The sequence below is a fragment of the Bifidobacterium sp. POST2/T3 (B1) genome (assembly GCF_058197115.1).
The window spans coordinates 1-6844 of record NZ_JBVPQK010000132.1 but is presented as its reverse complement, the minus strand read 5'-3'; the positions used below and the strand labels follow the sequence as shown (position 1 = coordinate 6844).

The window sequence follows — 6844 nt, the reverse complement described above, 5'->3', positions numbered from 1 at the left end:
CAGCCGGCCTGGAGCGGGAACACCGTGCTCCGGGTGGACCGGAACAGCGCCACCCCGGCCGGTGTCAGCGCTGGCGAACTCCTTCTGCCCGGGGAGGTGGTTTTGAGCCAGGGCCAGGAGTACAGCACCCCCTGGATCGTGGCCACGGCCTCCGACCATGGCATGGATCCGATCATGAACAGCCTGCACGCCTGGGAGCGCACCCTGCCCGAGCATCCGCGCCAGCAGCCGGTCATCCTGAACGTCTGGGAGGCCATCACCTTCAACCACGACTTCAATACCCTGCGCGACCTGGCCGACCGGGCCGCACGCATCGGGGTGGAACGCCTTGTTCTGGACGACGGCTGGTTCCACCTGCGCCGGGACGACACGGCAGGACTGGGCGACTGGTGGGTGGACCCTGCGGTTTGGCCACAGGGCCTGAAGCCTTTAGCTAATTATGTCCATAAATTGGGGATGCAGTTCGGCCTCTGGTTCGAGCCGGAGATGATCAACCCGAATTCGGACGCCTTCCGCGACAATCCTGAGTGGGTCATGAGGGCATCCTCCAGAAACCCGGAGCTGCAGCGCAACCAGCTGGTCCTGGACCTGACCAATCCCCAGGCCTTCAGCCACGTGCTAGAGGCCATGACAAAGGTTCTGGAGTCCTGCCAAATCGACTACGTCAAGTGGGACCACAACCGCGACCTTCTTGAGGCCGGCTCCCAGGCACATGGTGGCGCGCCGGCCATCCATGAGCAGACCCTGGCCTACTACCGCCTGCTGGATACCCTCCGCGCTCGCTTCCCCAAGGTGGAGTGGGAGTCCTGCGCCTCGGGCGGCGGCCGCATCGACCTGGGCGTGATCGAGAAGATCCGCCGCTTCTGGAACTCCGACATGACCGATGCCCTGAGCAGGCAGCTGATCCAGCGCTGGACCGAGCAGACCGTGGCCCCTGAGTACATCGGCGCCCATATCTCCCAGCCCTCATCCCAGCAGACCGGCAGAACCTACAGCCTGGATTTCCGGGCCGCCACGGCCGTCTTTGGTTCCATGGGCATCGAGTGGGACATCCGCCAGGCCAGCGAGAAAGATCTGGAGCGGCTCAAGGAATGGATCACCTGGTACAAGGCCAACCGGGGCTTCCTCCATTCCGGCCGTGTGGTTCGCCTGGACCTGGCCGACCCCTCGGTACTTGCCCATGGCGTGGTGGCCCCCGACCGCAGCCGGGCCATCCTGGCCCACGTCCAGTTGGACGAATCCCTGCATAATCGTGGTGTTTATCTACGCATACCCGGCCTGGACCCCAAGGCCCGATATCGGCTGGCCTGGACCGGCCCTGCCAAGCCCAGGGCATCGCTGGAGCACCTGGATCCGACGGGTCCGCTGGGCACCGCCGAGGTCACCGGCACCTATCTGGAGCGCGTGGGCATCCGCATACCCCGCTGCCAGCCCGAGACCATCCGCCTGATCGACCTGGTCCGGGTCTGACCCGCCGCCATCAGCCACACCACAGGGATGAAGGAGCACTGAATCATGAACCCAACCAGCCTTAGCCTGGGAGAGTCGGACTGGATCACGCTGACCACCGATGCCGACAGGGAGACCGTGCCCGCAGGAAGGCCCTTTAGCACAGCCCCCGATGCGAAGGTCAGCCTCAAGGGCGGATCTGCGCTGACGGTCAGCCTGACTTCCGGCTCCACCCCCATCCGGTCCCTGGCCCTGCGCTGGACCAGGCCCATGTCCTCCGACGACCTCTACCTGGGCGATGCCTGGGAGCGTGGCTACGGACGGATGGGTTTTCAGACCATGCGTGCCAACCGGTTCATGCCCTGGTACTTCTTGGCGGCAGGTCAGGAGCAGGCCGAGGGATACGGGGTGGCCACCGGGGCAAACGCTTTCTGCTTCTGGCAGGTCGATACGGCCGGCATCACCCTCTTCCTGGACCTGCGCAACGGCGGCACTGGCCTGGTGCTGGACGGGCGGCAGCTTGAAGCCGCCACCATCATCTGCCTGCAATATCCGCTCCAGGAGCGGACTGGCGGTCCGGTCTTTGCTGTGGCCAGTGACTTCTGCTCTCGGATCAGCCGGAACGGCCTTATGCCCCCCGAACCGGTTTACGGGAGCAACAACTGGTACTACGCCTACGGGGACTCCAGCCGCTCCCGCATTCTTGCCGATGCCGAGTATCTGGCCGACCTGACCCAGGGCAATGCTCACCGCCCCACCATGGTTGTGGACGACGGCTGGCAGGCCCACCACCGACTTGAGGACTACAACGGCGGCCCCTGGCGGCGTGGCAACGAGAAATTCGGCGACATGGGCGCCCTGGCCGACCAGATCAAGGCCATGGGCATCAAGCCCGGCATCTGGTACCGTCCGCTCCTCAACGAGGATGAGGCCATTACCGACCAGTTCAGGCTCCCGCACAACGGATGCCTGGACCCCTCGAACCCGCAGGCCCTGGACTACATCCGCCAGGACATCGCCCAGCTGGGGGAGTGGGGCTACCAGCTGGTCAAGCATGATTTCAGCACCTTCGACCTGCTGGGCAGGTGGGGCTTCCAGATGAACCCCTGGCCCAGCCCGGACGGCTGGCACTTCTACGACCGGAGCCTGACCAGCGCCCAGGTGGTCAAGCAGCTCTACCGGGCCATCTTCGAGCAGGCCACCGAGGCTGGAATGCTGGTCCAGGGGTGCAACGTGGTCGGCCACCTGGGCGTCGGCTTTATGCAGATTAACCGGACCGGCGACGACACCAGCGGCCTGCAGTGGGAGCGGACCAGGCAGATCGGTGTCAACACTCTGGCCTTCCGCCTGCCCCAGAACGGGAGCTTCTACGCCACCGATGCCGACTGCGTGGGCATATCCGATTCAATCGACTGGGAGCTCAACCGTCAGTGGATGGACCTCTTGGCGCGGACCGGCACTCCGCTCTTCTTCTCGGCCCGTCCCGGCAGCCTGACCGCCGACCAGGAGGACCAGCTCAGGCAGGCGCTGGCCCTAGCATCGACCGGCGGCGCCCATGCCATTCCCTCGGACTGGCTGGTCAATGACTGCCCTGAGATCTGGACTGATGATGGCGGCACCCACAGATACTCCTGGTATCAGCCGGCTGGTCTGGAGTTCTCGGACATGCCCGAGCGCTACGACGGGTATCTTTCCGCCATTTAGAAGTAGATGACGGCCGTGCTCGGTTGGGATGGGCACAGCCGCCAATTCGCCGGATTGCAGTGATGGGAACCCGACCTTACTCGTGCGAAGTACAGTGGGGAATATTCGATAACGCCATTTACAGAGCCTCCCAAGAACTCTACCGACTGTCTCCCCAGCAGACGGTGCATCTCTTTCGTTTCCGCGTCTTTATACAGTGATACAACCTTATCATCGCGCAATGACTATGACAGCCTGATCCAGTGTCGGCGGAACTCATGGTTGACGGGATAAGTAAACAGCGGCCGGGCTGGCTGTGGGTTTCTGCCTGTGGTTGGTCCAGCCGTGTTTCCCTCCCCTCCCAGGCGGGACGGGGCTTGCACGCCTGCCCTCGTGATTCTGCCTGAAGAAGTGTGGTAGGGGCGCGGGAGGAGTGTCAGCTCCCTTGGTGGGGATTGAGCCATAAATGACACTGGCCTCCCTGCTCCCCCTGTCAGGGCCTGGGGCGGGGGGATTGATACGCCCCTGTCCGGTCTTACTCGTGCGAAGCGTATGACAGACTATGTGTTTCCCTCCGGTGGCGGCGGGATGCCAGGACCCCGCCCATGCCCGTCATGCCGGTGGCCAGGGTCAGCAGGATGCCCTCCCCGCCGGCTTTGGGGAGCACGCCTGCAGGCGTGTACTCGTACCGGAGGGAGGTGTCCGGCTGCTGGGGTGCGTTGCCCATCGTGTAGTCCACGCTGACCGTGATCGTGCCCGGCACGTGTGCAGGTGCGAATACGGTGACAGTGTTGCCATAACGAGGGATCAGGTTTGTGCCGGAACTGGTGTCGAATCTGACGCTGGTGATCACCGGTTGCTGACTGAACACCGGCGGCACAGGAACAGGGCTATAACTCCATCTGGAGATGCTGTCATTGCCGAGCTGACCATCGATGTTGCCTCCCCAGGCGTGGACGTTTCCGTCGCTGCCCGCTGCCAGTGAATGATTGGCTCCGCAGCTGACCTGTACAGCCTTCAGCCAGGGGCCGCTTGAGCTCGTGGATTGCGCAGAGGCGAACACCCGCACAGGGGAAGAAAGATTGCTCGTGCCATCGTTGCCGAGCTGACCAGAGGTGTTGTCTCCCCAGGCGTAGACGTATCCGTCGCTGCCCACGGCCAGGGAATGGTAGCCTCCGGCGTTGACTTGCACGTAGGTGAAGTCTGCGGGCGCGTCTGCAGGTTTCTTCACCTTGACCGGCGTATTCTTCTTAGTTTCCGTCCCGTCGCCGAGCTGGCCACTGCCGTTGTCTCCCCAGGCGTAGGCGTTGCCGTCGCTGCCCACGGCCAGGGAATGATAGCCTCCGGCGCTGACCTGTGTGTAGGTGAAGTCTGCGGGCGCGTCTGCAGGTTTCTTCACCTTGACCGGCGTATTCTTCTTAGTTTCCGTCCCGTCGCCGAGCTGGCCACTGCCGTTGTCTCCCCAGGCGTAGGCGTTGCCGTCGCTGCCCACGGCCAGCGAATGCAGGTTTCCGGTGCTGACTTGCACGTAGGTGATGTCTGCGGGCGCGTCTGCAGGTCTCTTCACCTTGACCGGCGTATTCTGATAAAAGGAGGTGTACTTCCCGTCGCCGAGCTGGCCACTGCCGCCGCTTCCCCAGGCGTAGGCGTTGCCGTCGCTGCCCAGGGCCAGCGAATGCCGACTTCCGGTGCTGACTTGCACGTAGGTGAAGTCCGCGGGCGCGTCTGCAGGTTTCCTCGCCTTGACCGGCGTAGTCCTTTGCTCGTATGTCCCGTCGCCGAGTTCGCCATAGGAGTTGTCTCCCCAGCCGTAGGCGTTGCCGTCGCTGCCCAGGGCCAGGGACTGATAGCTTCCGCCGCTGACCTGCATGTAGGTGAAGTCCGCGGGCGCGTCTGCAGGCTTCCTGACCATGACCGGCGTATACCGGTGAGTGTTTGTTCCGTCGCCGAGCTCGCCAAACGTGTTGTCTCCCCAGGCGTAGGCGTTGCCGTCGCTGCCCACCGCCAAAGAAAAGTACATGGTACTACCGTCGTATGTTGATGTGCTGACTTGGCTGAATCTTATGCCTCGGCTGGTGTTTGGCGGGGTGATGCTGGTGGAGTTGCCGCCCAGCTGGCTGCCCTGGCTGGGGCTTATGCTCCACGTGTTGTTCCGGTTTTTGGGCGTCCATTTGGCGGTGAGGGTCAAGTCCTTGGTGACGGGCTTGCTGAAGTCGTAGGCGATTTCCCCGGTGAACCATCCGTCGAACAGGTAGCCTTCTCGCACCGGGTCGGGGGAGGGCCGCTTCACCCTGCCGTACGGGTAGGATACCTGTTGGGGTTCGGGTGCCCGGCTTCCCTTGGCTGTATTGAATGTGACCTGGTGGGTGGTGTCTTGTTGGTCGTTTCTGGTCAGGGTCTGGTCGATGGTGTAGTTGAGGTTTTTGGTGAAGGGCTGGCCGTCCTGCCTGCCGGCGATGAGAATAGTGGTTGGTCCCGGCTTGCTGGCGGGCATGTCCGTCTGCCAGGCGTCGTTGTTCTTGCTGAGCGTCAATGCTTGGCCGTCCATGCTGGCTGATTCCAGTGTGGGCGCCTGTGTGGCGTCGAGCCTGGCTGGCTTGCCGGGCCGGCCCTGCCCGTCCAGGCTCCAGCGGTATAGGCTGCCTTGCCTGCTGATGGCGGTGATGCTGCTACCGGCTTTGACGGCCTGCGTGTACGGCTGGCTTCCGTCGTCCGTCCGGGTGGGTGTTTCGCCGGGCTGCCATGCCCATACGTGGCCGTCCGTATCAGTGATGACGGCCTGGCTATCATTGGCTGTGGTCGAGTCGGCTTTCATGCTTTCCGGCAGGCTGACCGCTGTGGGGCTGTTCTTGCCATCGGCCAGGTACCGGGTTTGCCCGTCCGCGTCCAGGAGGAGGAACCCCTGGTTGAGGCCTTGGGCCTGGACGGTGCGCGTGCCCGGGTCCTGCTCGGCGCGTGAAGGTTCCGCTTTTCCAATGCTGCTCGCATCCCATGTCCAGGCCTGCCCGTCCGCGTCCACGATGAGGATCCGGCTGCCGGAGGCGGCGGCGGTGACGGCCTGCGCTTGCCCGGGCAGGCTCGTCACGGCCTGTTCTGAGAGCTTTGGATCCTGGCTCTTGAGTGGGTTGGGGTTGGCTTGGAAGGCGTGGGCTTGTCCCTGCTGGTCCACGGCCAGCAGCAGGTCGTCGTTGATGCTGATGCTGGTGAACCTGGTGTCCTGGCCGGTGTCGAGGATCGTGGGCGTCGACTGCTGGCTGGTCCGGGTGTAGATGTGCTGGTCGGATCCCAAGGCGGCCTGCAGGTGGCTGCCGGCTGCCGCCTGCAGGTAGCGGAACCCTTCAGGAGCCTGAACAGGGGCGGGAACCTGCTTGGGCGTGCCCTCCTGCGTCCAGGCGTAGAGGCGGCCGTCCCCGGTCAGGCCAATAGTCTGGCCGCCTGCGGTTTGGATGCTGACGTAGCAGGGCTCCTGCCTGTCGGGCGGGCTGATGGCCAGGCGCGCGCCGGAGGCGGGCCCATGGTCCGGGCTCAGCGTCCAGTCCGTGGTCTTCGACCACTGGGCTTTCAGGGTCATGTCCCGGAGGATGGGAGTCTGCAAGTCGAAGGGCCGGCCGTCATGAGTCCACCCGTCGAACCGGAAGCCTTGACGCTGAGGATTCTCTTGCGGGGCAGCGGCGAGGGTGCCGGTTTTCACGGTCGCTTGTGTGGGCTTGCT

3 protein-coding genes are annotated in these 6844 nt (G+C 64.0%); 2 read left to right on the top strand and 1 reads right to left on the bottom strand.

Annotated elements, in window-relative coordinates; all coding sequences use genetic code 11:
- Together AC0AP0_RS07240 and AC0AP0_RS07235 are read left to right on the top strand one after the other, a co-directional pair.
- Positions 1–1470, top strand: a 1470-nt coding sequence (locus tag AC0AP0_RS07240) for an alpha-galactosidase (RefSeq protein ID WP_490429922.1), incomplete at its 5' end; no start/stop codon positions are given.
- Positions 1471–1515: 45 nt separating this feature from the next.
- A complete protein-coding gene (locus AC0AP0_RS07235; RefSeq protein ID WP_490429921.1) occupies positions 1516–3153 on the top strand; it encodes a glycoside hydrolase family 36 protein in 1638 nt (545 codons plus the stop codon).
- A gap of 514 nt (positions 3154–3667) precedes the next feature.
- Here AC0AP0_RS07235 and AC0AP0_RS07230 read toward each other — a convergent pair.
- The coding region (locus tag AC0AP0_RS07230; protein WP_490429919.1) for an RCC1 domain-containing protein at positions 3668–6844 on the bottom strand (3177 nt) is incomplete at its 5' end.